Consider the following 25,997-nt stretch of genomic DNA (forward strand, 5'->3'; position numbering starts at 1 on the left):
AGACCGGTGAGGTGTTAGAGGGAATCCTATGGGCCCGGACGGCGTGTCACCGAGCGGATGCCCTTTTGGTCTGGAGAATGACACCTCTTTTGAGTGGCTGACCCCCGCAACTCTTGCCACTCGGAGGGTTGAACGTTCCTTACGGAGCACGGGAGCTGACAAGGCGACTACCCCTCGGACGACTTGCCACTCGATCGAGTGCCCGCCGAGGCCCCGGCTTTGACGTTGCCGCTGGAGCCGCTCCCGCCCTTGCCGCCACCCGTCGGCGTCTCGAAGGACTCCAACGCCTCCAGCACGTCCTGGACACGGGAGATCTCGGTGTTGATGTCCTCGCGCCGACGCACCAGCAGATCGAGCTCGCGCTTGCCCTCGTCGACCGTGCGCTTCGCCTCGGCCTCGGCGTCGGCCCGCAGCTTCTCGGCCTCGCGGACCAGCGTGGCCTTCTTCTGCTCGGCCTCCTTCAGCAGCGACTCGGCCCGCTTCACCGCGGCGATCCGGACCTTGCTCGCCTCCGAATTGGCGTCCGCCAGCAGCTCCTTGGCCTTGGCCGCCGCATCGTCGCGCTGCTCCGTCGCCGCCTTCATCAGGTTGTCGACGCGCTCGCCCGCCGTCTTCATCTGCTCGGAGGTCTCCCGCCGGGCCCGGTCGTGCAGCTCCTCGATCTCGCCCTCGATCCGGGTCCGCAGCTCCTCGGCCCGCTCCCGGATCGCCGTGGCGTCCCGGCGCGCGCCGACCAGCAGCTCGTCCGCGTCCGTACGGGCCCGCTCCACCAGGGAGTTGCCCTCGACGGTGGCCTCCGAGGTGATCCGCACGGCCTCCTTGCGGGCCGCGCCGACCATCGTGTCGGCCTGCTCCTCGGCCTCGGTGGCGGCGCGCAGCGCCTCCTCCTGGGCCTTGTTGATGAGCTGGTCGGCCTGCTCGGCGGCATCGGCCCGGCGCTTCGCCGCGGCCTCCCGCGCCTCGTCGAGCAGCCGGTCCGCCTCCTGGCGGGCCTCCGCGCGCATCTGCTCGGCCGCCGACTCCGCGTCGGCGCGCACCCGCTCCGACTCTTCGCGGGTGCGGGCCGCGTGCTCCTGCGCCGAGCCGACGGTGGCCGCCGCCTCCGCACGCAGCCGCTCGGCCTCGTCCGCGGCCTCGTCCGACAGCCGGGCCGCCTGCTGCTTCGCGTCGTCGACCAGCGTGGTGGCCTGCTGGGTCGCCTCTTCCACGAGCTGGGTGGCCTGCTGCGTCGACTCCGCGCCGATCCGCTCGGCCTCGCTCGTCGCCTCGCCCACCAGCCGGTCGGCCTGGGTCGCGGCATCGGAACGCATCCGGTTGGCGTCCTCGCGGGCCTCGGCGCGGCTGCGCGAGGCGTCCTGCTCGGCCGAGGCCAGCGCGTCGGAGGCCTCGGTACGCATCCGCTGGCTGTACTCGGCGGTGTCCGCCCGCAGCCGCTCCGACTCGGCGATCGCGTCGGCGACGGTCCGCTCGGCCATCGCCTTCGCGGCCTCGGACTCCTCCTGCGCCTCCCGGCGGATCCGGGACGCGTCCTCGCCGGCCCGCTCCCGCTCGGCGTGCGCGTCGGTGCGGACCCGGTCCGCCTCCTCCTGCGCCTCGGACTTCGTCCGCTCCGCGACGTGCTCGGCGGTCGAGCGCAGCCCGGCGATCTCCGCCTCGGCCTGCTCCTGCAGCCCGCTGACCGAATCCCGTACCTGCTGGGCGGTCTGCTCGGCCGCGGAGACCAGCTCGGTCGCCCGGCTGTCCGCCTCCTCGACCAGACGCTGCGCCTCGGCCTGCGCCTGCTCGACCCGCTTGCGGGCGGAGGCGAGCAGCTCCTCGCTCTGCTCGCGGGCCCGCTCGCGCTCCTGGTTCGCCTCGGTGCGCGCCGCGTCGAGGGTCTCCTCGGCCTCCCGGCGGCGCCGGTTGGCCTCCTCCTGGGCGGCGGCCAGCGCCTCGGCGGCCTCCGTGCCCACCCGCTCCGCGGCGGCGGCGGCCTCGGACCTCACCCGGTCGGCGCTCTCCTGCGCCTCGGACTTGAGCCGCTCGGCCTCGGCGGCGGCCTCGGAGCGCAGCCGTACGGCGACGGACTCGCCCTCCGCGCGCGACTGCGACGCATCCGCCACGGCCTCGTCACGCAGCCGCTCCGCCTCGGTCTCCGCCTGCTCCCGCAGCGTCCGGATCCGCTCGGCGGCCTCCGCGCGCAGCCGCTCGGACTCCTCGTTCGTCTCGCGCCTCAGGCGCTCCGCCTCGGCGCGCGCGTCCGTGAGCGCCTGCTCGGCGGTGGCGACCCTGGTCTCGGCCCCGGCATGCAGCCGGGCCAGCTCCTCGGCCGCCTCCGCCTGCCGGGCCGCGACCGCACGCTCGGTCTCCTCGCGCAGCTCCGCCGCCGCCCGCTCGGCCGCGGTGGTGGTCGAGCCGGCCTGCTCCTCGGACTCGGTACGCAGCTGCTCGGCCTCGGCGCGGGCTCGCTCCAGGGCCTCCTCGGCCTGCTTGCGCAGCGCGCCGGCCCGCTCGGTGGCCTCGGTGCGGACCCGCTCGCTCTCGGTGCCCGCGGCGCCGCGCAGCTCCTCCGCGTCCGCCTTCGCCTTGGCCAGCAGCTCCTCGGCGGTCTTGGCGCCCTCCTCGATCTGCTGGACGGCCTCGCGGCGGGCCTCGCCGCGGATCCGCTCGCCCTCGGCGACCGCCTCGGAGCGCAGCTGCTCGGCCTCGCCGCGCAGCCTGCGCGCCTCCTCCTGCAGCTCGACCGTCTTGGCCCGGTACTCCTTGGTGTCGTCCTTGGCCGCGCCCTTGAGCTGATCGGCCTGCTCGGCGGCCTCGCCGCGAAGGCGGTCCGCCTCGGCCTCCGCCTCGCGGCGGATCCGGTCGGCCTCCTCGCTCGCCGCCCTGGTGGTGGACTGCGCGTCCTCGGACGCCTTGGTCAGCACCTCCTCGGCGCTCCTGGCGGCCTTGGCGAGCTGGGCCGCGGTGTCCTCGGCGGCCGCCGTGCGGGCCCTCTCGGACGCCTCGGACTTCAGCCGGTCCGCCTCGGCCCGGGCGTCGGCGAGCGCCTGCTCGGCCTCCGCCTTGAGCGTCTCGGCGTCCTTGGTCGCCTCGCCGACCAGCCGGGCGATCTCCGACTTGGCCGTACGGGTGCGCTGCTCGTTCTGCGACTCGGCGGCGGCCAGCCGCTTGACCGCGGCCTCCTTCGCCTCGGAGGTGACCTTCTCGGCTTCCAGTCGGGCCTCGCGCAGCTGGGTCTCGGCCTCCTGCATGCGCTGTTCGGCGGCCCGGTTCAGCTCGGCGGTCTGCTGCCGGGTCTGCTCGGTCTCGGCCGACGTCGACGTACGCAGCTGCTCGGCGTGGCTGGTGGCCTCCTGCGCCTGGCTGGAGGCGGCGTCCAGCAGCCGTTCGGCGTCCTTGCGGGCGCGCAGCAGGATCGCCTCGGCCTCGGTCCGGGCCGTCTCCGCCTCGGAACCGAGCCGCTGGCGGGTCTCCTCCGCCAGCCGGCTCGCCTCGGTGCGCGCGGCCGTCAGGGACTGCTCGGCCTCGGCCCGCGACTCCTCCAGCAGCCGCCGGGCCTGGGACTCCGTCCTGGCCCTGAGCTGCTCGGCCCAGGCGACGTTCTCGTTGACGTGGGACTCGACGGTCTGGCGGCGCTCCGCCAGTTCCTGATCGAGCCGCTGGCGCCGCTGCACCGCCTCGTTGTGCAACTCGGCCTGGAGCCGTGCCTGGTGCTCGGCGTGCTCCTGGAGGATCCGCTGTGTCTGCGCACGGGCGTCGCGGAGCTCCCGCTCGGCGTCGGTCCGCAGCTGATCCGCCTGGATCTGGGCATTACGGAGCAACTGATCGGCCTGGTAGCCGATGTCCGCGCTGTCGTACGCGGGACGGGTCGCGAGATTGCGCCGAGCCTCGTGCAGCTTGGCGCGCAAGACCTCGACCTGGTAACCGAGGTCCTCGGCGTGCTGGACGGCCTTCTCCCGGTCGGTCTTCAGCCGGTCCATCTCGGCTTCGAACCGCGAGAGATGGTCGTCGTCAGCTCGGTGGCTCTCCTGGCGTTCGTAGCCCCGCACTGCGCGGTCCCATCCGTCCCCTGGTCGCAACTCTCCAACGAGTACCGTTCACCGGTGAACGGTCTCCCGGGGAATGGTGACAGATCAACGGCTGGGGACGCGGCGCGGCCCCGACCCGGCCCCGGCCCGGAACAGCCCACTCTACCGGGCCGGGTATCCGGAGGTCAGTGCTCCGCTGCGGACGTGACCAGTTCGGTGAGGACGCCATGGCAGTCCTTGGGGTGCAGGAAGGTGATCCGGGAGCCCATGGACCCTGTCCTCGGCTCCTCGTACAGCACCCTGACCCCCTTCTCCCGGATGTCCGCGGAATCGGCGTCGACATCCGGGGTGCCGAAGGCGATGTGGTGGACACCCTCCCCGTTCTTCGCCAGCCACTTGCCCACGGCCGAGTCCTCCCGGGTCGGCTCCAGCAGCTGGAGGTAGGAAGCGCCGCCGTCGGACGTATCGTTGATCTTGAGCATGGCCTCCCGTACGCCCTGCTCCTCGTTGATCTCGGAATGGAACACCTCGAACCCGTAGGTCGAGCGGTAGAACTCGACGGTCTTGTCGAGGTCGAAACAGGCGATCCCGATGTGATCGATTCGCGTCAGCATGGAACCAGTGCAACGCCACACGGATGGTTACGCAACGTGCGCGCCGTCACACCCGCTGCCGGATGACGGGCGAGGTACCGCTCAGTACATTCAAGTAAACCCTCGTTCACTCCTCATCCCAAGGGGCGCCCCTCATGTCTGGAACGACCGGTACCACCTCAGTGATCGTCGCGGGCGCGCGTACGCCCATGGGCCGCCTCCTCGGCTCGCTGAAGAGCTTCTCCGGCTCCGACCTCGGCGGTTTCGCCATCAAGGCCGCGCTGGACCGGGCCGGCATCGGCGGCGACCAGGTCGAGTACGTGATCATGGGCCAGGTGCTGCAGGCCGGTGCGGGCCAGATCCCGGCCCGTCAGGCCGCGGTCAAGGCGGGCATCCCGATGAACGTTCCCGCGCTCACCGTGAACAAGGTGTGTCTGTCCGGGCTCGACGCGATCGCCCTCGCCGACCAGCTCATCCGCGCCGGTGAGTTCGACGTAGTCGTCGCCGGTGGCCAGGAGTCCATGACGAACGCCCCGCACCTGCTCCCGAAGTCCCGCGAGGGCCACAAGTACGGCGCGATCGAGATGCTCGACTCCATGGCGTACGACGGTCTGACCGACGCCTACGAGAACATCCCGATGGGCGAGTCCACCGAGAAGCACAACTCCCGCCTCGGCCTGGGCCGCGCCGACCAGGACGAGATCGGTGCCCTCTCGCACCAGCGCGCCGCCGCGGCCCAGAAGAACGGCCTCTTCGAGGCCGAGATCACCCCGGTCGAGATCCCGCAGCGCAAGGGCGACCCGGTCCTCTTCGCCAAGGACGAGGGCATCCGCCCGGAGACCACCGTGGAGTCGCTCGGCAAGCTGCGCCCCGCATTCGCCAAGGACGGCACGATCACCGCGGGCACCTCCTCGCAGATCTCCGACGGCGCGGCCGCGGTCGTCGTCATGAGCAAGGCCAAGGCCGAGGAGCTGGGCCTGGACTGGATCGCCGAGATCGGCGCCCACGGCAATGTGGCGGGCCCGGACAACTCGCTCCAGTCGCAGCCCTCCAACGCCATCAAGCACGCCCTCAAGAAGGACGGCCTGGAGGTGGCGGACCTCGACCTCATCGAGATCAACGAGGCGTTCGCCGCGGTCGCCGTCCAGTCGATGAAGGACCTCGGCGTCACCCCGGACAAGGTGAACGTCAACGGCGGCGCCATCGCGCTGGGCCACCCGATCGGCATGTCCGGCGCCCGTGTGGTGCTGCACCTGGCGCTGGAGCTGAAGCGGCGCGGCGGCGGCACCGGTGCGGCGGCGCTGTGCGGCGGCGGCGGCCAGGGCGACGCGCTGATCATCCGCGTTCCGGGCAAGTAGTACGTTCCGGGCAAGCGGTACGCGGTACACGTAGAGCACGCAGCGAGTGAACGGAGCGGTGATGGTGGACGTCCCCACCCTGGTCGAGCAGGCACGTGCGGGCCGGCCGCGGGCCGTGGCCCGGCTCATCTCCCTGGTGGAGGGGGCGTCGCCGCAGCTGCGCGAGGTGATGGCGGCCCTGGCGCCGCTGACCGGCAACGCGTACGTCGTCGGCCTGACCGGTTCACCCGGTGTCGGCAAGTCGACATCGACGTCGGCGCTCGTCACGGCGTACCGGCGGGCCGGCAAGCGGGTCGGCGTCCTGGCCGTCGACCCGTCCTCGCCGTTCTCGGGCGGGGCGCTCCTCGGCGACCGGGTCCGGATGTCGGAGCACGCCTCCGACCCGGGCGTCTACATCCGCTCCATGGCCACCCGCGGACATCTGGGCGGTCTCGCCTGGTCGGCACCGCAGGCGATCCGGGTGCTGGACGCGGCGGGCTGCGAGGTGATCCTGGTGGAGACGGTCGGCGTCGGCCAGTCGGAGGTGGAGATCGCCTCCCAGGCCGACACCTCCGTCGTCCTGCTGGCACCCGGCATGGGGGACGGCATCCAGGCGGCGAAGGCCGGAATCCTGGAGATCGGCGATGTCTACGTCGTCAACAAGGCCGACCGGGACGGCGCGGACGCCACCGCGCGCGAGCTCAACCACATGCTGGGCCTCGGCGAGTCGCGGGGCCCCGGCGACTGGCGGCCGCCGATCGTGAAGACGGTCGCCGCCCGGAGCGAGGGCATCGACGAGGTCGTCGAGGCGCTGGAGAAGCACCGGGCGTGGATGGAGGAGCGCGGAGTGCTCGCCGAGCGGCGCACGGCGCGCGCTGCCCGCGAGGTCGAGACCATCGCCGTCACCCGGCTGCGCGAGCGCATCGGCGACCTGCACGGCGACCGCCACCTCGGCGCGCTCGCCGAACGCATCGTGGCGGGCAGCCTCGACCCGTACGCGGCGGCGGACGAGCTGGTGGCGGGGCTCACCGGCGAGGTGTGATCCGACGGGACGACCGGGCGGGGTCCGGGGGCGGCGTGCGGGCCGCTCCCGGTCCCGCCCGGTCGCGTTCGTCCGGCCTTCGCTGCTGAGCGTGCGTCAGTTGTGTCCCCGGCGTGCGAGTTTCGTGCGGTCCGGCGCTGCGGCAGATGACGTGTCCGTGGCAGGATTACCGCCGGATACGTGCACGGGGTGTCCGCTGGTTCATGCGTACCGACGGGGGGAGTGGCGCATGTTGGGTCCGCTGCGGGAGGACTCGCCGAGACGGATCGGTCCGTACGGGATACGGGCCCGGCTCGGCGCGGGCGGCATGGGTGAGGTCTTCCTCGGCGTCCGGGACGACGGCGGCGAGCCCGTCGCCGTCAAGACCGTCCGCCGGGACGTGGCCCAGGACCCCGGCTTCCGCAGCCGCTTCCGCCGCGAGATCACCGTCGCCCGGTCCGTCGCCGGCCCCCATCTCGCCCTGTTGCTCGACGGGGACGCCGACGCCGAAGTGCCCTGGCTCGCCACCGGATACGTGGCGGGGCCGACCCTGTCCGCCGCCGTCCGCCGGGCGGGCGCGATGGACGAGGCCGAGGTACGGATGCTCGGCGCCGGACTCGCCCGCGCCCTGGCGGCCGTCCACGCGGCCGGGATCGTCCACCGCGATGTGAAGCCCGGCAACGTGATGCTCGCGGCGGACGGTCCGAGCCTGATCGACTTCGGGATCGCCCGCGACTCCGGCGCGACCCCGCTCACCACCACCAGCCGCATGGTCGGCAGCCCGGCCTTCATGTCCCCGGAGCATGTGGCGGGCAGCGGACGCGTCGTCTCCGCCTCGGACGTCTTCTGCCTCGCCACCGTGCTCTGTTACGCCGCCACCGGACGCGATCCCTTCGGGGACGGCCCGGTCGCCGCCGTGCTCTACCGGGTCAAGTACGTCGAGGCCGACCTCGACGACGTGCCCGACGCGCTGCGTGCCGTACTGGAACGCTGCCTGGTGGCCGACCCGGCCGCCCGCCCGGCCGCCGCCGAACTCGCGGAGCTGCTCGACCCCGGCGCGGCACAGCGGTGGCCGGACCCGGTGGCGCAGCACATCGCCGAGCACGGGCGCGAACTGGCCCGGGTCATGGCGCTGGGCGGCCCGCTGCTGCCGGGGTACACGCCGACCGAGGTGGCTGCCGGAGGCCGACCGGGCCTCCACCAACTGCCTACCCAGGGGGCCGACTTCACCCCGGGCCTGCATGCCGCACCTACTCAGGGCCCCGGTGTCGCCCCGCCCGCCGGGGGCACCACCCAAACCCCGCCGCCGCGCCGCTCCCGTCGCGCCCTGGGCGCCGCCCTCGCCGCCCTGATCGTGCTGGGCGCGGCCACGGGGGGAATCCTGGCCTGGCGCAACGGCGGTGAAGCGCCCAACAAGGCTGCGCCCGAGGGAAGTTCGGCCTCGCCCGTCAAGATCGTGGCGGGCGTGGACGAGAACGGCGGTCCCGACGCCTCGGGCACGGTCCCGTACGGTCGCGATGTCCGGCCGGCGGGGTGGAAGAAGTCCTGGAAGGGGAAGTTCACGGGGTCGCCGATCGGTTGTTCGGCGGGCCGGGATGTGGTGGTCTGCCGGATGGTGGACGGCACGTACGAGGCGTTGTCGGCCGCCGACGGGCACCGGATGTGGACGTTCGACTCCGGAGAGTCCGGACGGACCGCGGGTTACGGGCCCCGCGGCCAGTTCTTCATGCCGGCCGGTGCCACCCGCCCCACCGTGTACGACGACACCGTCCTCCTCGCTGCGGGCGACCGGCTGCGGTCACTGGACGCCAGGACCGGCAAGGTCCGTTGGGAGACCCGGTCGGGCGGCGCGCACAATCTGGACAGCGCGCCGGTCGTCGTCGACGGCCTGGTCTTCGCCGCCACCACAGCGGCTCCCGAGGGAGCGGAGCTTGCCGCGTACGACCTGAGGACCGGCGTCGAAAAGTGGCGCGAGCAGTTGGCTCCGCAGGACATCTCCCACGCGCAGAAGGGCAACTTCTGGCCGGTCGCCACCGACGGCAAGGTGGTGTACGCCGTCGGCGAGGACGCACCGAAGGCGTTCCGGCCGAAGGACGGCACGGTGCTGGGAACGGCCGGCGGTGAGGCCGTCCAGGGAGCCGGCGACGGGACGAACTCGGGGTGCGGATCGCTCCGGGCGCGAGGACCTTTCGCCTTCTGTACGACATACGTCATCAACGACGATCCTTCCGGCTTCGGCGATGACATGGTCGTGCTGCGGTTCGCGACGGGGACGCTCCGGACGCAGGGCCGGGTGTCGGTCGATTCCTCGCTCGTCGCCGGGGCGAAGCTGACCGCGCTCGACGACCGGGTGATCACGATCCGCCGGGGCGACGAGTACGCCGAGAGCGTGCCCGACGAGGTCGTCGTCGTGGGCCGTGACAGCGGCCGACCGCTCGGTCGGTTCCCGCTCGGTCGGAAGGTGGCACAAGGCATGAGCAACCCGGTCTCCGACCCCATGATCGACGCGGACACGGTGGTGTGGGCGGACAGCACGACGCTGTACACGGTTCCGATGCGCCCCGATGGCAGCCTGGGCCCACTTGTCAGGACCCGGATTCCGGGCGCTCCGGGCCGGACCAGGACGCCGACGTACGACTCCGTCACCAACGGCATCGATCTGGAGCAGGAACTGCTCGACCCGCAGGTGCTGCCGGTCGGCGGCGTCGTGCACACCGTGTACGACGACGGCACCACGGTCTCCGTACCGCTGCCCGGATGAACGACGAACCGCTTGAGGGGACCGCGCAGTGATCGAGCCGCTTCCACCCGGCAGAGCCCGGCTGATCGGCCCGTACCAGCTTCTCGGACTGCTGGGCGCCGGCGGCATGGGCGAGGTGTATCTCGCCCGGCCCGCCGGTGCGCCGGACCCGCTCGCCGGGCTGGTCGCGCTGAAGACCGTACGCGCCGATCTCGACCTCGACGACGGCTTCCGGATCCGCTTCCGGCGTGAGATCGACGCGGCGGGGGCCGTGCGCAGTCCGCACACCGCGGCTCTCGTCGGCGGCGATGCGGGCGGCCGGCTGCCTTGGCTGGCGACCGAGTACGTCCCCGGCCCCTCGCTGGCCGAGGCGGTGATCCGCGGCGGGCCGATGCCCGAGCCGGTGGTGCGCGAGATGGGCGCCGGTCTCGCCCGCGCGCTCGCCGACATGCACGCCGTACGCGTACTCCACCGCGACCTCAAGCCGGGCAACGTGCTGCTCGGCGCCGACGGCCCGAAGGTGATCGACTTCGGGATCGCCCAGGCCTTCGATGCCACCCAGCTGACCCGGACCGGTGTGGTCGTCGGCAGCCCCGGCTACATCTCGCCGGAGCACGTCAACGGTTCACGCGCGCTCGTACCCGCGTCGGACGTCTTCTGCCTCGGTGCGGTGCTCGCCTTCGCGGCGACCGGCCGGGGCCCGTTCGACGACTCCGACATGGCTGCCGTGATCTTCCGGATCGCCCAGGGCGAGGCCGAACTCTCCGGCGTACCACCGCAGTTGCGCGCGGTGATCGAGGAGTGTCTGCGCAGCGAGGCCGAGGCCCGGCCGACGCCCCATCAGCTGGCCGAGATGCTGCTGCCGGGCCGGGCGACCCCAGGGGCATTCCCCTGGACGGAAGCGGTACGAGGGCAGCTCGCCGCGCACGCGGTGGGGGCGCGCGCCGCCGCCGAGGCGGCCGCCCCGGCCGCCGCCGCACCGCCGGCCCCGTCCGGCGCCCCGCACCCCGGCGGACCCGCCTTCGCCCCGACGCCGGTCGTGCCGGTGGCCGTACCGGGTGACCGGCAGGGCAACAAGCGGCTGTGGATCGCGTTGGCGGCGGCGGCCACGGTGGTGTGCGTGGTGCTGGGTGCGGTGCTGCTGCCGGGACTCTTCGAGGGGGACGGCGGGAGCGACGACAACGCGGGCGGAACCGGTGGCGGCGCGGGGCCGACCGCATCCGCCTCGGACGCCGTGCGGACGAAGGCGGGACCGGCGGTCGTTCCGGGCGCGGACGCGGGCCACACCGGGGACTTCGGGGCGGCCGCCACCGACGTCTCCAGGAAACCGGCGGGCTGGAAGGCGTGGAAGGCCAGGATCGAGAACGGACCGGTGGAGTGCGTGCTGGCGGACACGTCCCTGGTCTGCGGCGGCCCCCAGCGCGTCACCGTGCTGGACGCCGCGAACGGCGAACAGCGCTGGCGGACCGAGCCGGGCCGGGCGGGCAGTGGGCCGGCCTCGGTGGCCGCCGTCATCGGCACCACCGTCTACGCCTTCCAGGACGGTGCCCTGGTGGCGCTCGGCCTGGACGACGGCGCGCGGAAGTGGCGGGAGCCGCTGCCCGAAGGGACGCAGGTGACCGACTCGGTCCAGTCGGACGGAGTCCTGTACTACGCCACGAAGGCCACCGGCACGGGCGCGTCCCGGCTCCTCGCCCACCGGCTCACCGGCAGTCACGCCGGCGTCTGGGACAAGCCGTGGAGCGACCGGGCCGCCACGGCGCAACTCGCCCTCGCCGACGGCCGGCTCGTCGCGGTCGGAGCGGGCATCACCGTCCTGAAGAGCACAGACGGCACCCCGCTGGCCAACGTCGCCGCCGATGACGTCACCTGCCGCACCCCCGTCCTGAAGGGCAAGGACCTCCTCTGCTCGGGCCCGGACGGACTGACCGTCGTCGATGTGACGGACCCCGGCAGCCGCCGGTCGTACGCCCCCGGCGTGGACATCGCCTACCGACCCACCGTGTCACGGGACGGCACGATCGTGATCAGCGACAAGAAGCAGGTGTACACGCTCCGGCTCTCCGACGGCCAGCTGGTCTGGTCGACGACCGAGGCGTCCGAGGGGCTGGAGACCGAGGGCGCCCCGGTCCTGGCAGGGGACCGGGTCGTCCTCGTCGCGGGATATGGCACGGAGGCCCTCGACCTGAAGCCGCCCGACACGGGGAACGTGGAGAGCTCGGGCGCCAAGCTGTACACGGGCTGGCCCGCGCCCCCGGGCGATCCGCTCGATCCGGCGACGGTCTCGCTGATCGCCCAGGGCGATGCCCTGTTCATGGGCTTTGCCGATGGCACGGTCCTCTCGGGCAACGCTCCCTGAGTTCCTGGGCCGCGTCCGGCCTAGTCGTCGTCGCGACCATCGCTGTCGTGACCGTCGCGGTCGTGGCTGTCGTCGTCTACGTGGTCCGCCGTCACCTTGCCCGTGTTCGCGTCGACGTTCAGCTCGTGCTGCTTTCCGTCCTTGCCCCGGACGTCGACCTCCCAGTGCAGCGCCCCGCCGTTCCGGCCGTCGTGGTCGTCCAGGTCGATCGACGTCACGGTCCCGGGGTTCGCCTTCAGCGCGGCGTCGACGGCCGCGTCCAGCGACACCCGGGCCGACCGGGGCGCGTGCCGGTCGCGGTCGTCGTCATCGTCGGAGACGTGCTTGCCGAGCACCTTGGCGTTGCCCGCGTCCACCGTCACGTCGTGCCAGGCCTTGTCGGAGCCGTAGACATCGAGCTCCCAGACGAGCCCGCCGTCCTCGTCGTCCAGCTCGGCCTCGGTGACCGTGCCCGGGACGGCCTTCACGGCGGCCGAGGCGGCGTCGCCGACGTCGACGCGGGCGGTGCTGCCGCTCGTCGCGCTGGACCGGGTCCCGCGGTCGTGGCCGTCGTCGTCCGCGAAGGCGACCGCCGTGGCGGCTCCGCCGCCGACGAGCACGGCCGCGGTGACTGCGGCGATGACGATCTTGCGCTTCATGAGGGTTCCTCCCCGATCGGGTGGCCGGTTTCGACGAGGACCACATTGCCCGGGTGATGCTGAACGCAGCCTGAAGCCACCTGAAGCCGTCTTCAGGTTCGGTTTGCGACCCTGTGCGTATGCGCCTGTTGATCGTGGAGGACGAGAAGCGGCTCGCGACGGCCCTGGCCGCGGGGCTCACCGCCGAGGGCTTCGCCGTGGACGTGGTGCACGACGGCCTCGAAGGGCTGCACCGGGCCGCCGAGGGGGCGTACGACCTCGTCGTCCTCGACATCATGCTGCCCGGGATGAACGGCTACCGCGTCTGCGCCGCCCTGCGCGCCGCCGGACACGAGACGCCCATCCTGATGCTGACGGCGAAGGACGGGGAGTACGACGAGGCGGAGGGCCTCGACACCGGGGCCGACGACTACCTGACCAAGCCCTTCTCGTACGTCGTCCTGGTGGCCAGGATCCGGGCGCTGCTGCGGCGCCGGGGAGGCGGCACCGGCTCGCCGGTGGTCACCGTCGGCGCCCTGCGCATGGACACCGCCGCCCGGCGCGTCCACCTCGACGGGGCCGAGATCACCCTCACCACCAAGGAGTTCGCGGTGCTGGAACAGCTCGCGCTGCGCTCCGGACAGGTGGTGAGCAAGGCGGACATCCTCGAACACGTCTGGGACTTCGCCTACGACGGCGACCCGAACATCGTCGAGGTGTACGTGAGCACGCTGCGGCGCAAGCTCGGCGCGGCCGCCATCCGCACGGTGCGCGGCGCCGGGTACCGGCTGGAGGCGCTGTGAGGTCGGTACGGGCCAGGGCCGCGCTGGGTGCCACCGTGGTGGTCGCCCTCGCGCTGATCGGTGCCGGGCTCTCCGTGCTCCTCGTCCTGCGCGCCAACCTCACCGACCAGGCGGGGCTGCAGGCCGAGGTGGTGGCCCGGGAAGTGGCCGGACAGCTGGCCCTCGGCGTGCCGTACGACCGGCTGGAGATGCGCGACGAGGAGGACCACCCGGTCCAGGTGACCGACGAGGAAGGGCGCGTGGTCGCCGTCTCCAAGGACCTCCGGGCGATCTCCGGCACCGGCACGGACCGGGTCACGCCGGTCCCGTCACCGACCGCCGGGCAGTCCGACGGCGGGAGCGGCGACGACGACGGGAGCGACGACGACGGAGGGGATGACGACGACGGTCGCGGCACCCCCGGCCGGGGCGAAGTCGACTCCGACGAACCGGACTTCGGCAACGGCACGGCCGACGTCGACGGCGACACGGCCGACTACCGCTTCGCGTCCGTCCGGGCGACGACTCCCGACGGGGTGACCCTGACCGTCCACGCGGGCGCCCCGCTGGCCGCCGAGCAGGAGGCCGTGGGCACGGTGCGCGGAGCGATGCTCATCGGGCTGCCGCTGATGCTGCTCGTCGTCGCCGGGGTGACCTGGCTGGTGACCCGGCGGGCGCTGCGCCCGGTCGAGGGCATCCGGCGCGAGATGGCCGCGATCACCGCGTCCGAGGACCTGAGCCGGCGGGTACCGGAGCCCGGCTCGCGCGACGAGATCGCCCGGCTGGCCCGTACGACCAATGAGACGCTCACCGCTCTGGAGGCCTCCGTCGACCGGCAGCGGCGGTTCGTCGCGGACGCCTCGCACGAACTGCGCAGCCCGATCGCCTCCCTGCGCACCCAGTTGGAGGTGGGCGCGGCTCATCCGGAGTTGCTGGACGTGCCGGGCGCGGTCGCCGACACCGTACGGCTCCAGGCGCTGGCCGCCGATCTCCTGCTGCTGGCCAGGCTGGACGCGGGGGAGCGGCCGGGCCGTACGGCGCTGGACCTGGGCGCGCTGGTCCGCGAGGAGGTCTCGCAGCGCAGTGGTGACCGGATCGCGGTGACGGTGTCCGTGCCGGACTCAGGGCCGGACTCAGGGCAGTTCGAAGTGGCCGGATCGCGTGGGCAGTTGGCGCGGGTGATCGGCAATCTGCTGGACAACGCGGAGCGTCATGCACGGAGCGCGGTGACGGTCTCGGTGCGTGCGGCGGAACGGGGCGGCGTGGTCGTCGCCGTCACCGACGACGGGGCGGGAGTGCCGCCGGACGAGCGCGAGCGGATCTTCGAACGTTTCGTACGGCTCGACGACGCCCGTACCCGGGACGACGGCGGCGCGGGCCTGGGCCTGGCCATCGCCCGGGACGTCGCCGCCCGGCACGGGGGCCGGCTGACGGTCGACGGTGCGCCGGAGGGCGGCGCCCGGTTCGAGCTCTGGCTGCCCGGCGCCGGCTGAACGCCGCCCCGCCGGGGTCACGCGCGGTGTGCGTCACCGGTGCCGAACGCCGCCCCGCCGCTGATCACGCCTTGCCGCGTCGTCCCCGCAGATGGTCCGCGACCGGGGTCAGCGCCGCGTGCAGGTTCGCCAGCGCCTCCGGCGTCAGCAGGTCCATGAAGTGCTTGCGGACCGACGCCACGTGGTGCGGCGCCACCTTGCGCATCGTCTCCGCGCCGTCCTCGGTGAGGACCGCGTACAGGCCGCGCCGGTCGGACTCGCAGTTCTCCCTGCGGACCAGGCCCGCGTTCTCCATGCGGGTGATCTGGTGCGAGAGCCTGCTCTTGGACTGCAGCGTCGCGGCGGCGAGGTCGCTCATCCGCATGCGCTGGTCGTCCGACTCCGAGAGGTTGACCAGGATCTCGTAGTCGTTGTTGGTCAGGCCGAACGGCTGGAGATCCTTCTCCAGTTGGTGCATCAGCAGCCTGCTGACGTCCAGGTGGGTGCGCCAGGCGCACTGCTCCGCGTCGTTCAGCCAGCGGGTGGCCGTCTCGGTCTCCATATATGGATTCTACCTAAGAAGTTGAAAGCCGGACGAAGTGGGAGAGTGTGACGGTCGGCACCCGTCCGGAGGCGGGTCCGGGTGCGGGGTGCGGACGTTCGACGTCACACTCCGCAGACTACCGTTCACAAACCGAAGCGACGCTGGAGGTCCCCGAGCTGACCGGGCGTACGGGGTGAGGCGCCAGGTTGACTCGCGCCGCCCGGGACCCCCGCCTGACCCGGCACCGCGCCCGTCGGCTGTTCGGCCATCAGGATCTCGGTGGACTGGAGCAGCACGGTGCCCGCACCGACGAACTCGAACTGGTGTTCCTCGCCCGAGGTGCCCCCGAGGCCCGTCAGCGACCGCAGCCCGCCCAGTACGCCCGTCATGTAGCCGTGGTCGTAGTGGTGGCACGGCGAGGGGCAGTCCGCCCAGCCCACCAGGGCCTGCGGGTCGACCCGCAGCGGCGGCTCCATGAAGACCACCGGACCGTTGGAGGCGGCCACGAACTTCCCCGTACCGATCAGGGTCAGAAAACCCGGCACGATCGACTGCTTGAGTGCCAGGGTCGGCTGGTAGGCGAGGAGATTGCCCGACCGGATCGTCAGATTCCCGTCCTCCAGGTCGTACGAGTTCACATCGAAGGCCCGGTCCGCGAGCAGCATCTTGCCGCTGCCCTCGGCCACCACCCAGTCGCTCGCGTGCAGCGGCGAGTGGAAGCTCGTACGGATCAGCCGCTCGAAGCGGCCGTGACCGACGCCGTTGAAATCGATCCGCCCGTAATAGGCGATCATCTTGCCCTTCTGCAGGAACCACTGGCTCCCCTTGAGCTCCACACAGAAGGTGTACGCGTTGACGTTGTCGTCCGACGGCAGCGTCATCGGGTCGAAGACCACGGGCGTGCTCACAGCTTCTCCTCCGAGGCCTGGACGTACACCGCACCACTGCCGCTCAGCTCCAGCTGGAACGCCTCGCCGGAGCCGCGCCCCACCATGTCGCGCCAGCCGAGCGCGGTCGAGAGCTTGTTCCGTACGTCGCCGTGGTGCGCGACATACGCCTGCGGGTCCACATGCACATCGCGGCCGGGAGTGATCGGCAGCTCGATCACCCCGCCGTGGGCCATCACCGCAACCGCGCCATGGCCCTTGAGCGTGGTGGTGAACAGGCCCTGCCCGGTCACCTGGCCGCGCACCATGCCCATCACGCCGCCCTGCGAGCCCATGAACATCGTGCCCTGCTGGAGCGTCCCGTCGAAGGCGAGCAGCCGGTCGGCCTCCACGTACAGGGTGTCCCCGGCCAGGTTGATCACCTGGATGTGATGGCCGCCGTGGCCGAACATCACCGTTCCGCTCCCCTCGACCGTCATCAGCGGGGTCGCCTCGTTGGCCACCCGCCGGCCGATCATCGACATCACGCCGCCCTGGCCGCCCTGGATGCTCGGCGTGAACGACACCTCGCCGCGGTAGGCGAGCATCGCGCCCCGCTGGCTGTACATCTTCTGGCCGGGAACCACCGTCGCCTCGACCATCTTCGAGTTGATCTCGCGGAACGGCATCAGACATCGCCCCCGATGGTGTTCCGCTCGCTCGGCTGGACGTAGACGAGGCCCTCGCCCTCGAACCGGATCTGGAAGGACTCCCCGGAACCCTCGCCGATCAGCGTCCGGAAGTTCACGCCGGACTGGAAGTGCTGCTGCAGATTGCCCTGGTGGGCGATGTAGGCGCCCGGGTCGACGAACAGCGGGTACTGGGCCGAGACCCGCAGCGCCACCGCCGAGCCGTGCGACATGATCGCCACCTGGCCGGTGCCCTCGACGGTGGTGGTGAACAGGCCGTTGCCGCTCGCCCCGCCGCGCAGGCCGGTGAAGGTGGTGCCGGTGCGCAGCCCGGCGTCGGTGCAGAGCAGATTGCTCGCCTCGACGTAGAGCTTGTCGCCGTGCAGCGAGACGAGGTTGATCTCGCTGGCGCGGTCCGCGAAGTAACAGGTGCCCTGGCCGGTCACCTCCATCACGGTCATCTGCTCGCCGGTCAGGCGCCGGGTCACCATGCCGCGCAGCCCGTCACCGCCGCCGGTCATCTTCTTGAACGTCATCCGGCCGTCGTAGGCGACCATCGAGCCGTTCTTCGCCTTGACGGCGTCGCCGGCCAGGTCGACGGCGAGCGTTCTGCTGCCTTGGAGTCGGAACATTGCCACGGAGCGACGTTAACGGCAGGCCTCCGGCCGGGACAGGGTCCGAGGGAGGATCCGGCCCCCTGAATCGCCCCTGATACGCATCCGGTACGGGACCCGTACGCAACCGGGACGTATCCAGCGCCCGGTGCGGACGCATCCCCTACCCGGCACATACGCATCTTCACCCGGCCCATACGGCCCCCGGCGCCGAGCACCGTCCGCGCGATGCCACAATGGGGCGAGCTTGTGCCTGTATTCACAAGCTGTCACCGTCCTCCCACCGAAGGTGCCCTCGTGGACATCAAGACCGCTACCGCCCTGCACCGGCTGCGCCTCATCTCGATTCCCGAGGCGCTCTCCTTCCCGGCGTTGATCATCTTCGGCTCGGTCCTCAGCCGGGTCTCCGACATCGACTTCCTGATGATGCCACTCGGCATCCTGCACGGTGTGCTCTTCGTGATCTACGCCGTTCTGCTGCTCGACGTCTGGGCCAAGACCAAGTGGCCGCTGAAGCGCGTCGCGCTCTTCTTCCTGCTCGCGCTGCTGCCGTTCGGCGGGCTGTACGGCGACAAGCTGCTCAAGCGCTACGAGGCCGACGGCGTCATCGCCGCCCGCGCCCGCCGCGAAGGCGTGGTCAGCGCATGATCGTCGCGTTCTCGGTCAGCCCGCTGGGCGTCGGTGAGGACGTCGGTGAGTACGTCGCCGACGCCGTCCGGGTCGTCCGCGAGTCCGGGCTGCCCAACCGCACGGACGCCATGTTCACCTCCATCGAGGGGTAATGAGTCTGTGGGAGTGGGCATAGCAATGCCCGGCATCCCATGTACTCAAGCCTTGTCACGTTCGGGCGAATGGGACGAGGTCATGGACGTCGTCAAGCGGGCCGTCGCCGCTGTCGAGGCCCGCGCCGGACGCGTCTCCCTCGTGCTGAAGGCCGACATCCGCCCCGGCGTCACCGACGGCCTGACCTCCAAGGTCGAGACGGTCGAGCGGTACCTCGCGGACTGACGCCCGTCCGCCCCGTACCCGACGACGAGCCCCCGGCCCCGGCCGGGGGCTCGTCTCATTCCTGCCCGCCGTGCTCCGGCACGGCCAGGGCGATCCCGAGCGGAGTCCGCTCGTACAGCACCTGGTGTCCGTACCGGCGGGAAGTCAGCAGCCCCGCCGCGCGCAGCACCGACAGATGCTCCGACACGGAGGACACCGCGAGGCCCAGCCGGTGCGCGAGCGCGCTCGGGCCGGCCGGTTCGTCGAGCGCGCACAGGACATCGGCCCGGCCGCGTCCCAGCAGCCGGGCGAGAACCTGCGGGGTGCGGTCGGCGGGCTCCGTCCACAGCCCGCCGATGCCGCGCGCCGGATAGATGATCGCGGGCTGCCACGGCGGTTCGAAGCCGCTGACCGCGTCCGGCCAGCAGAAGACGCTGGGGATCAGGACCAGCCCCTGCCCGCCGAGCACCCGGGTGTGCCGGCCGCGCATCCCGACGATGGTGAGCGTCGAACCCGACCAGCTCAGCTGGGGGCTCAGCTCCCCCAGCAGCCGCTCGAAGCCGACCGCGGCGAGCCTTCGCGAGTGGTAGGCGATGTCCGCCTCCAGCAGGGCGCGCAACCGGGGCCAGTGCGGCTCGATCAGCACCCGCCAGGCCTGTTCCAGCAGGTCGGCCAGGTCCCGGGCGGTCCGGACGGGATCGGCGAGCATCGCCTGCCCGGTGGGGGAGCGCAGCAGCTCCGGCCGGTTCGCCAGCGCCAGCGCGATGTCCTGGCGGGCGACATCCGGATCGACGGACCGTACCCCCGCGATCTCCTCCTCGAAAGTGGTGACCGGACCGGGCGGCGGCGGGCTGAAGAAGTCGGGACTGTGCCCGTGCCGCGCCATCAGCAGCCACAGCGGCCCGAGTTCGAGTCCGCCGGCCGCGTCGCGGATCAGCCGGAGCCACGGCAGGTGGTACCCGTGCCGCTCGGGCTGGGCCAGGACGCGCACGGCGGCCTGGGTCTCGCCGAGCGGTGAGAGCGCGAACCGGCAGCGGAGCAGATCGCTCTCGTCGAGGTGCAGATGGAACGGCAAGCGTGGACCTCCCCCGCTGACTTTCGGCGTGGGCCGAAAGTCTACGGAGAACCGCTGCGGCCCAGCAGGCTGCGCCCATGCCGACCGACACCCCGAACCCCGCGGACCGTCCCCGCGACGCAACGGACACCCCACCCCCGCCCGCCTCCCGTGGCTACGGCCCCGTCTTCGCCGTACGGGAGTTCCGGGCGGTCTTCGCCGCTCACCTGCTCTCCCTCCTCGGCGTCGTCGTCAGCGAGCTCGCCCTCACCGTCCTGGTGTACGGACTCACCGGCTCGCCCCTGCTCAGCGCCCTCACCTTCGCGCTCGGCCTCCTCCCGTACCTCGTGGGAGGCACCCTCTTCGCCGGGGTCGCCGACCGGTACCCCGCTCGCCGGGTCCTCGTCACCTGCGACCTGATCTGCGCGGGCTGCGTCACCGTGATGGTGCTGCCGGGCATACCGGTCGGCGGACTGCTCGCGCTGCGCTGCCTGGTCGCCGCCGTGTCGCCCGTCTTCACCGGGACCAGGATGGCCGCGCTCACCGACATCCTGGGCGAGGGCGATCTCTTCGTACTCGGGCGTTCGCTGCTCCGGATCGTCTCGCAGAGCGCGCTGCTCGCCGGCTTCGGCGCGGGTGGGGTGCTGCTCGCCGTACTGTCCCCGCGCGGAGCGATCACGATCACCGCGGTGACCTTCCTCTGCTCGGCCGCCCTGCTCCGCTTCGGCACCCGTGACCGGCCGGCCAGGTCCGACGGGGACGGCCGTGGCGCCCTGCTCAGGGAATCGCTCTCCGGAGCCCGTACCGTCCTCACCGACCGGAGGATCCGCGGACTGCTGCTGCTGTTCTGGCTGCCCCCGATGTTCGTCGTCGCACCGGAGGCGCTCGCCGCACCGTACGCGGACGAGATCGGCGTGGGACCGGTCGCGCTGGGACTGCTGATGTGTGCGATGCCGGTCGGACAGATCGCCGCCGAACTGTACGTGGGTACGGCGCTGACCCCGCACCTGCGCTCCCTGATCGTGCTGCCGGCCGCCGCCGCGGGACTGCTGCCGCTGATGGTGTACGGATTCCGCCCCGGCACCGTCGCGACCGCGCTCGCACTGGTGCTCGCCGGGGCGGGCGGGGCGTACGTCATCGGCCTCGACCAGTGGTTCGTCGAAGCCGTTCCGGAGTCTCTGCGCGGCAGGGCCATGACCCTGCTCACCGCCGGAATGATGACGCTCCAGGGGGTCGGCATGGCCCTCGCCGGACTCGCCGCCGAATTCCTCCCCGTACATCAGGTGATCGCCGGAGCCGGCGCGGTCGGCGCCCTCTGCGTGCTGCTGCTCGTCCTGGAGGTCCGGAGGACCGCCCCCGCCGACCGTATTCGGACCGAAGTTCGAGACGGGGCTGACCAGCATATGGCCAGTGGGTAAGGTCGATGACGTGCCGAAGCCGCTCAGTCTCCCCTTCGATCCCATCGCCCGCGCCGACGAACTCTGGCAGCAGCGCTGGGGCCCCGTGCCCTCGATGGGGGCGATCACCTCGATCATGCGCGCCCAGCAGATCCTGCTCGCCGAGGTCGACGCGGTCGTCAAGCCGTACGGACTGACCTTCGCCCGCTACGAGGCGCTGGTGCTGCTCACCTTCTCCAAGGCCGGTGAGCTGCCGATGTCCAAGATCGGTGAGCGGCTCATGGTCCACCCCACCTCCGTCACCAACACCGTGGACCGGCTGGTGCGCTCCGGCCTGGTCGCCAAGCGCCCCAACCCCAACGACGGTCGCGGCACCCTCGCCTCCATCACGGGGAAGGGCCGCGAGGTCGTCGAGGCGGCTACCAAGGACCTGGTCGACATGGAGTTCGGGCTCGGTGCGTACGACGCCGAGGAGTGCGCGGAGATCTTCGCCATGCTGCGCCCGCTGCGGATCGCCGCCCAGGATTTCGAAGAGGCGTAGCGGACGAGGAACGGGGGGGCGTAGAACGGCGTTTCGAGAGCCCGGCCCGCTGCAAGATCGCCCCGGCCGTCCGGTTACGCTCGATGCCATGAAACGCAGTGTGCTGACCCGGTACCGGGTGATGGCCTACGTCACCGCCGTCATGTTGCTGGTGCTCTGCACCTGCATGGTTTTCAAGTACGGCTTCGAGACGGGCGAGGGCCTGACGCTCGTCGTCTCCCAAATCCACGGTGTGCTCTACATCATCTACCTGATCTTCGCCTTCGACCTCGGCTCCAAGGCGAAGTGGCCGATGGGCAAGCTGCTCTGGGTGCTGGTCTCCGGCACCATCCCGACGGCCGCGTTCTTCGTCGAGCGCAAGGTCGTCCGCGAGGTCGAGCCGCTGATCGTCGACGGCGCCCCCGCGACCGCCAAGGCCTGACCGGCCTGACCTCAGGGCCTTTCGTTTGGATCAGGCCGGATCCAAACGAAAGGCCCTGGTCCGCGCCGCCCGAACCGCCCCGTGCGAAGCACCGGGCGGTTTGCCATCGACATTTACTAGGACGTCCTAGTAAATTCGATGGTATGGACGCTGACGCGATCGAGGAAGGCCGCCGCCGCTGGCAGGCCCGTTACGACAAGGCCCGCAAGCGAGACGCGGACTTCACCACACTCTCCGGGGATCCGGTGGAGCCCGCGTACGGCCCCCGCCCCGGGGACACGTACGAGGGGTTCGAGCGGATCGGCTGGCCCGGTGAGTACCCCTTCACCCGGGGGCTCTACCCGACCGGCTACCGCGGCCGGACCTGGACCATCCGCCAGTTCGCCGGCTTCGGCAACGCCGAGCAGACCAACGAGCGCTACAAGATGATCCTCGCCGCGGGCGGCGGCGGGCTCAGCGTCGCCTTCGACATGCCGACGCTGATGGGCCGCGACTCCGACGACCCCCGTTCGCTCGGCGAGGTCGGGCACTGCGGTGTGGCCATCGACTCCGCCGCCGACATGGAGGTCCTCTTCAAGGACATCCCGCTCGGCGACGTCACGACGTCCATGACGATCAGCGGACCCGCCGTCCCGGTCTTCTGCATGTACCTGGTCGCGGCCGAGCGCCAGGGCGTCGACCCGGGCGTGCTCAACGGCACGCTCCAGACCGACATCTTCAAGGAGTACATCGCGCAGAAGGAGTGGCTCTTCCAGCCCGAACCCCATCTGCGCCTCATCGGCGACCTGATGGAGCACTGCGCCCGCGACATCCCCGCCTACAAGCCGCTCTCCGTCTCCGGCTACCACATCCGCGAGGCCGGGGCGACGGCCGCGCAGGAGCTCGCGTACACCCTCGCCGACGGCTTCGGCTACGTGGAGCTCGGCCTTTCCCGCGGTCTGGACGTCGACACCTTCGCGCCCGGTCTCTCCTTCTTCTTCGACGCGCACCTCGACTTCTTCGAGGAGATCGCCAAGTTCCGTGCGGCCCGCCGGATCTGGGCCCGCTGGATGAAGGAGACCTACGGAGCGAAGACCGACAAGGCGCAGTGGCTCCGCTTCCACACCCAGACCGCCGGTGTCTCGCTCACCGCCCAGCAGCCGTACAACAACGTCGTGCGGACGGCCGTCGAGGCGCTCTCCGCGGTCCTCGGCGGCACCAACTCGCTGCACACCAACGCCCTCGACGAGACCCTCGCGCTCCCCTCCGAGCAGGCCGCCGAGATCGCGCTGCGCACCCAGCAGGTGCTGATGGAGGAGACCGGCGTCGCCAACGTGGCCGACCCGCTGGGCGGTTCCTGGTACGTCGAGCAGCTCACCGACCGGATCGAGGCCGACGCCGAGAAGATCTTCGACCGGATCAAGGAGCGCGGCGCCCGCGCCCACCCGGACGGCCAGCACCCCATCGGGCCCATCACCTCCGGCATCCTGCGTGGCATCGAGGACGGCTGGTTCACCGGCGAGATCGCCGAGTCCGCCTTCCGCTACCAGCAGTCGCTGGAGAAGGGCGACAAGCGGGTCGTCGGCGTCAACGTCCACCACGGCTCGGTCACCGGCGACCTGGAGATCCTGCGGGTCAGCCACGAGGTCGAGCGCGAGCAGGTCCGGGTGCTCGGCAGCCGCAAGGACGCCCGCGACGACGCCCGGGTCAAGTCGGCGCTGGACGCGATGCTGGCCGCCGCCCGCGACGGCTCCAACATGATCGCGCCGATGCTCGACGCCGTGCGGGCCGAGGCGACGCTCGGTGAGATCTGCGGCGTCCTGCGCGACGAGTGGGGCATCTACACGGAGCCGCCCGGCTTCTGACGGGCGCGGAGGAGGGACCCGCCGCCCGGCGGGTCCCCGCCCTCGAACGTCAGCGTGAACAGCGCTCCGCCGCCCGGCGCCGCCCGTGCCGTCAGGTCCGCGCCATGAGCCCGGGCGATCTGCCGGGCCATGGCCAGTCCCAGCCCCGAGCCCGGCAGCGCACGGGCCGCGTCAGCGCGGTAGAAGCGGTCGAAGACGTACGGGAGGTCCGCCGCCGAGATCCCGGGACCGTGGTCGCGGACCGTCACCTCCAGCCCGCCCCCGAACGCGGTCAGACCGATCTCCACCGGGGCGTCCGGCGGGCTGAACTTGGCCGCGTTGTCCAGCAGATTGGTCAGCAGCCGACTCAGGCGGGCGGGCACGCCGGGCCGGGTCACCTCCGCCGCCGGGGGCGCGATCTCCAGCAGGAAGCGGGTCTCCGGCCAGTGCGCACGGGCCGTGGTCACCGCATGCCCGGCCAGGTCCGCGATGCGTACCTCCTCCAGCAGCGGCAGCGGCTCCTCGTCCCTGGCCAGCTCGATCAGGTCGTTCACCAGGCCGGCCACCTCGCGGATCTGCCGGCCCAGCGCCTTCGCCGCCCGGTCGCGCTGCGCGGGCGTCAGCCGGTCGGCCCGGGCCAGCAGCTCCGCGTTGGTGCGCAGCGCGGTCAGCGGGGTCCGCAGCTCGTGCGAGGCGTCCGCGACCAGTCGGCGCTGGGCGGTCACCGACTGCTCCAGCTCCCCGAGCATCGTATTGAAGCTGGCCGCCAGCCGGGTCACTTCGTCCTGGCGACCCGGCGGCCCCGGCGGCAGCTCGATGCGGTGGCGCGGGTCCCGTGTGGCTGCGATCCGCTCGGCGGTCGAGGTCAGCCGGGCCACGGGTGCCAGGCCGGTGCGGGAGACCCCGTAACCGAGCGCCGCCGCCAGCAGGACGCCCGCCCCGCCGACCGCCGCCAGCAGTACGGCAGCTTGCCGGACGCCCTTCTCCACCGGGTCCGAGCGCAGCGCCACCTGGAGCGCCCGCCCGTCACCGAAGCGAGTCGTGAGCATCCGCAGGGGCCGCCCGAAGCGGGTGACGTTGCTGAAGTACGGGGCCCGGTCGCCCGCCGCCACCTCTCGTACCGGAGCGGAGACCGGCAGCGGATACGCCTCGCCCGGGTCCGCCGCCGGGGCGGCCGGGACCACCTGCGCGCAAGCGGGCGCGGAGAGGTACCGGCACTCGCCGGCCAGTACCCGTGGGCCGCCGCCCCGGTTCTCCTGGATCACCCGCGTCGCGGACTGCGTCAGATTCAGGTCCAGCTGGTGCAGCAGCTCGTAGCGGATCACGAAGAAGGCGGCCGTGCACACCCCGACCGCGACCAGTGCCACCGCCGCAGAGGCCGCCAGCGCCAGCCGCGTACGCACCGGGCGCCGACGCCGCCACCGGGCGCCCAGCCGACGTACCCCGCTCATGCCACGTCAAGCCGGTAGCCGAGACCGTGCACCGTGTGGACGAGCCGCGGTTCGCCGCCCACCTCCAGTTTGCGGCGCAGGTAACCCACGTACACCGCTAGCGAGTTGGAGTCCGGCCCGAAGTCCTGCCCCCAGACGCGCTCCAGGATCATCGCGCGGGGGAGCACCTGGCCCGGGTGGCGCAGGAGCAGTTCCAGCAGGGCGGCCTCGGTGCGGCTGAACTCCAGCGGGCGGCCCGCTCGTCGCCCCGTGCGGGCCACCGGATCCAGCGTCAGGTCCGCGAAGGACAGTTCCGCCCCGTCCGCCGCGGGCGGGGCGGCCCGCCGCAGCAGCGCTCTGACCCGGGCCACCAGTTCGTCCAGCGCGAACGGCTTCACCAGATAGTCGTCGGCGCCCGCGTCCAGGCCGTCGACGCGCTCGCTGACGGAGGCCAGGGCGGTGAGGACCAGGACCGGGGTCCTGTCCTCCATCGCGCGCAGCCGACGGCACACCGCGAGCCCGTCCAGGACCGGCATCATCACGTCCAGGACGAGCGCGTCGGGCTGCCAGGACGCCACCGCCGAGAGCGCGGCCAGGCCGTCGCCGACCCCTCGTACCTCGTACCCCTCTACGCTCAACCCGTCCTCGACGGCGGCCCGAACTTCCGGCTCGTCGTCAGCCACCAGAATCCTGTTCATACCCC

21 protein-coding genes and 1 pseudogene are annotated in these 25,997 nt (G+C 72.1%); 12 read left to right on the plus strand and 10 right to left on the minus strand.

Annotated features, from left to right (window positions below; all coding sequences use genetic code 11):
• Positions 1-167: 167 nt before the first annotated feature.
• Both scy and mce read right to left on the minus strand, forming a co-directional pair.
• Entirely contained in the window at positions 168-4,028 is a 3,861-nt protein-coding gene (scy, locus tag OG978_RS28095; protein ID WP_326767874.1) for a polarized growth protein Scy, read from the minus strand.
• A 164-nt stretch (positions 4,029-4,192) separates the two neighbouring features.
• Positions 4,193-4,621 (minus strand): methylmalonyl-CoA epimerase, encoded by a 429-nt coding sequence (gene mce / locus OG978_RS28100; protein ID WP_326767875.1) that lies wholly within the window; start codon positions 4,619-4,621, stop codon positions 4,193-4,195.
• A gap of 134 nt (positions 4,622-4,755) precedes the next feature.
• Between mce and OG978_RS28105 the strand changes: the two genes are divergently transcribed.
• The 4 genes from OG978_RS28105 (at position 4,756) to OG978_RS28120 (ending at position 12,057) form a co-directional block, all read left to right on the plus strand.
• Positions 4,756-5,958: an acetyl-CoA C-acetyltransferase gene (locus OG978_RS28105; RefSeq protein WP_326767876.1), complete on the plus strand. Its 1,203-nt coding sequence runs from the start codon at positions 4,756-4,758 to the stop codon at positions 5,956-5,958.
• Between the two features lie 61 nt (positions 5,959-6,019).
• Positions 6,020-6,979, plus strand: coding sequence for a methylmalonyl Co-A mutase-associated GTPase MeaB (gene meaB, locus OG978_RS28110; RefSeq protein WP_326767877.1), 960 nt, complete (start codon positions 6,020-6,022; stop codon positions 6,977-6,979).
• 229 nt (positions 6,980-7,208) lie between these two features.
• On the plus strand, positions 7,209-9,719 hold the full coding sequence (locus OG978_RS28115) for a protein kinase domain-containing protein (RefSeq protein ID WP_326767878.1): 2,511 nt from the start codon (positions 7,209-7,211) through the stop codon (positions 9,717-9,719).
• Positions 9,720-9,747: 28 nt separating this feature from the next.
• On the plus strand, positions 9,748-12,057 hold the full coding sequence (locus OG978_RS28120; RefSeq protein WP_326767879.1) for a protein kinase domain-containing protein: 2,310 nt from the start codon (positions 9,748-9,750) through the stop codon (positions 12,055-12,057).
• Positions 12,058-12,077: 20 nt separating this feature from the next.
• Here the strand turns inward: OG978_RS28120 and OG978_RS28125 are convergent, their stop codons facing one another.
• Positions 12,078-12,695 (minus strand): PepSY domain-containing protein, encoded by a 618-nt coding sequence (locus OG978_RS28125; RefSeq protein ID WP_326767880.1) that lies wholly within the window; start codon positions 12,693-12,695, stop codon positions 12,078-12,080.
• A 119-nt stretch (positions 12,696-12,814) separates the two neighbouring features.
• On the opposite strand from OG978_RS28125, the gene OG978_RS28130 reads away from it, so the two are divergent.
• Both OG978_RS28130 and OG978_RS28135 read left to right on the plus strand, forming a co-directional pair.
• Entirely contained in the window at positions 12,815-13,477 is a 663-nt protein-coding gene (locus OG978_RS28130; protein WP_326767881.1) for a response regulator transcription factor, read from the plus strand.
• A complete protein-coding gene (locus OG978_RS28135) occupies positions 13,474-14,949 on the plus strand; it encodes a sensor histidine kinase (protein WP_326767882.1) in 1,476 nt (491 codons plus the stop codon). Before OG978_RS28130 ends, OG978_RS28135 begins: the two co-directional genes overlap by 4 nt.
• 64 nt (positions 14,950-15,013) lie before the next feature.
• On the opposite strand, the gene OG978_RS28140 is transcribed toward OG978_RS28135, so the two are convergent.
• The 4 genes from OG978_RS28140 to OG978_RS28155 all read right to left on the minus strand — a co-directional run bounded on the left by OG978_RS28140 (position 15,014) and on the right by OG978_RS28155 (position 17,659).
• Entirely contained in the window at positions 15,014-15,490 is a 477-nt protein-coding gene (locus tag OG978_RS28140) for a MarR family winged helix-turn-helix transcriptional regulator (protein WP_326767883.1), read from the minus strand.
• A 125-nt stretch (positions 15,491-15,615) separates the two neighbouring features.
• Complete coding sequence (locus tag OG978_RS28145; protein WP_326767884.1) at positions 15,616-16,380, minus strand: AIM24 family protein; 765 nt, start codon at positions 16,378-16,380, stop codon at positions 15,616-15,618.
• Entirely contained in the window at positions 16,377-17,027 is a 651-nt protein-coding gene (locus OG978_RS28150; RefSeq protein ID WP_326767885.1) for an AIM24 family protein, read from the minus strand. The genes OG978_RS28145 and OG978_RS28150 overlap by 4 nt, the downstream gene beginning before the upstream one ends.
• Positions 17,027-17,659, minus strand: a complete 633-nt coding sequence (locus OG978_RS28155; protein ID WP_326770191.1) for an AIM24 family protein — start codon at positions 17,657-17,659, stop codon at positions 17,027-17,029. Before OG978_RS28155 ends, OG978_RS28150 begins: the two co-directional genes overlap by 1 nt.
• Before the next feature lie 279 nt (positions 17,660-17,938).
• Between OG978_RS28155 and OG978_RS28160 the strand changes: the two genes are divergently transcribed.
• On the plus strand, positions 17,939-18,289 hold the full coding sequence (locus OG978_RS28160) for a DUF3817 domain-containing protein (protein WP_093544066.1): 351 nt from the start codon (positions 17,939-17,941) through the stop codon (positions 18,287-18,289).
• Positions 18,286-18,649, plus strand: a pseudogene (locus OG978_RS28165) (thiamine-binding protein). The gene OG978_RS28160 and the pseudogene OG978_RS28165 overlap by 4 nt, the downstream one beginning before the upstream one ends.
• Before the next feature lie 55 nt (positions 18,650-18,704).
• Here OG978_RS28165 and OG978_RS28170 read toward each other — a convergent pair.
• Complete coding sequence (locus tag OG978_RS28170; protein WP_326767886.1) at positions 18,705-19,703, minus strand: ArsR/SmtB family transcription factor; 999 nt, start codon at positions 19,701-19,703, stop codon at positions 18,705-18,707.
• A gap of 77 nt (positions 19,704-19,780) precedes the next feature.
• Between OG978_RS28170 and OG978_RS28175 the strand changes: the two genes are divergently transcribed.
• From OG978_RS28175 to OG978_RS28190, 4 genes are all read left to right on the plus strand, one after another.
• A complete protein-coding gene (locus OG978_RS28175) occupies positions 19,781-21,100 on the plus strand; it encodes an MFS transporter (RefSeq protein WP_326767887.1) in 1,320 nt (439 codons plus the stop codon).
• 10 nt (positions 21,101-21,110) lie between these two features.
• Positions 21,111-21,620 (plus strand): MarR family winged helix-turn-helix transcriptional regulator, encoded by a 510-nt coding sequence (locus tag OG978_RS28180; protein WP_326767888.1) that lies wholly within the window; start codon positions 21,111-21,113, stop codon positions 21,618-21,620.
• An 88-nt stretch (positions 21,621-21,708) separates the two neighbouring features.
• Complete coding sequence (locus OG978_RS28185; RefSeq protein ID WP_326767889.1) at positions 21,709-22,041, plus strand: DUF3817 domain-containing protein; 333 nt, start codon at positions 21,709-21,711, stop codon at positions 22,039-22,041.
• A gap of 143 nt (positions 22,042-22,184) precedes the next feature.
• Complete coding sequence (locus OG978_RS28190) at positions 22,185-23,885, plus strand: acyl-CoA mutase large subunit family protein (protein ID WP_326767890.1); 1,701 nt, start codon at positions 22,185-22,187, stop codon at positions 23,883-23,885.
• Here the strand turns inward: OG978_RS28190 and OG978_RS28195 are convergent.
• Together OG978_RS28195 and OG978_RS28200 are read right to left on the minus strand one after the other, a co-directional pair.
• A complete protein-coding gene (locus tag OG978_RS28195) occupies positions 23,861-25,315 on the minus strand; it encodes a sensor histidine kinase (protein ID WP_326767891.1) in 1,455 nt (484 codons plus the stop codon). The two genes, OG978_RS28190 and OG978_RS28195, sit on opposite strands and share 25 nt — an antisense overlap.
• On the minus strand, positions 25,312-25,992 hold the full coding sequence (locus OG978_RS28200; protein ID WP_326767892.1) for a response regulator transcription factor: 681 nt from the start codon (positions 25,990-25,992) through the stop codon (positions 25,312-25,314). Before OG978_RS28200 ends, OG978_RS28195 begins: the two co-directional genes overlap by 4 nt.
• Positions 25,993-25,997: the final 5 nt, after the last annotated feature.

Origin of the sequence: Streptomyces sp. NBC_01591, from assembly GCF_035918155.1 — a bacterium.
In the GTDB taxonomy this organism is placed as follows: Bacteria; Actinomycetota; Actinomycetes; order Streptomycetales; family Streptomycetaceae; genus Streptomyces.

What these genes read in the sequence shown, in the direction of transcription:
- OG978_RS28195 (WP_326767891.1), bottom strand. Translation starts at nt 25,315, where the DNA reads ATGAGCGGGGTACGTCGGCTGGGCGCCCGGTGGCGGCGTCGGCGCCCG.
- OG978_RS28140 (WP_326767883.1), bottom strand. Translation starts at nt 15,490, where the DNA reads ATGGAGACCGAGACGGCCACCCGCTGGCTGAACGACGCGGAGCAGTGC.
- OG978_RS28200 (WP_326767892.1), bottom strand. Translation starts at nt 25,992, where the DNA reads ATGAACAGGATTCTGGTGGCTGACGACGAGCCGGAAGTTCGGGCCGCC.
- OG978_RS28125 (WP_326767880.1), bottom strand. Translation starts at nt 12,695, where the DNA reads ATGAAGCGCAAGATCGTCATCGCCGCAGTCACCGCGGCCGTGCTCGTC.
- OG978_RS28190 (WP_326767890.1), top strand. Translation starts at nt 22,185, where the DNA reads ATGGACGCTGACGCGATCGAGGAAGGCCGCCGCCGCTGGCAGGCCCGT.
- OG978_RS28150 (WP_326767885.1), bottom strand. Translation starts at nt 17,027, where the DNA reads ATGCCGTTCCGCGAGATCAACTCGAAGATGGTCGAGGCGACGGTGGTT.
- OG978_RS28185 (WP_326767889.1), top strand. Translation starts at nt 21,709, where the DNA reads ATGAAACGCAGTGTGCTGACCCGGTACCGGGTGATGGCCTACGTCACC.
- OG978_RS28130 (WP_326767881.1), top strand. Translation starts at nt 12,815, where the DNA reads ATGCGCCTGTTGATCGTGGAGGACGAGAAGCGGCTCGCGACGGCCCTG.
- mce (WP_326767875.1), bottom strand. Translation starts at nt 4,621, where the DNA reads ATGCTGACGCGAATCGATCACATCGGGATCGCCTGTTTCGACCTCGAC.
- OG978_RS28105 (WP_326767876.1), top strand. Translation starts at nt 4,756, where the DNA reads ATGTCTGGAACGACCGGTACCACCTCAGTGATCGTCGCGGGCGCGCGT.
- meaB (WP_326767877.1), top strand. Translation starts at nt 6,020, where the DNA reads ATGGTGGACGTCCCCACCCTGGTCGAGCAGGCACGTGCGGGCCGGCCG.
- OG978_RS28175 (WP_326767887.1), top strand. Translation starts at nt 19,781, where the DNA reads ATGCCGACCGACACCCCGAACCCCGCGGACCGTCCCCGCGACGCAACG.
- OG978_RS28155 (WP_326770191.1), bottom strand. Translation starts at nt 17,659, where the DNA reads ATGTTCCGACTCCAAGGCAGCAGAACGCTCGCCGTCGACCTGGCCGGC.
- OG978_RS28115 (WP_326767878.1), top strand. Translation starts at nt 7,209, where the DNA reads ATGTTGGGTCCGCTGCGGGAGGACTCGCCGAGACGGATCGGTCCGTAC.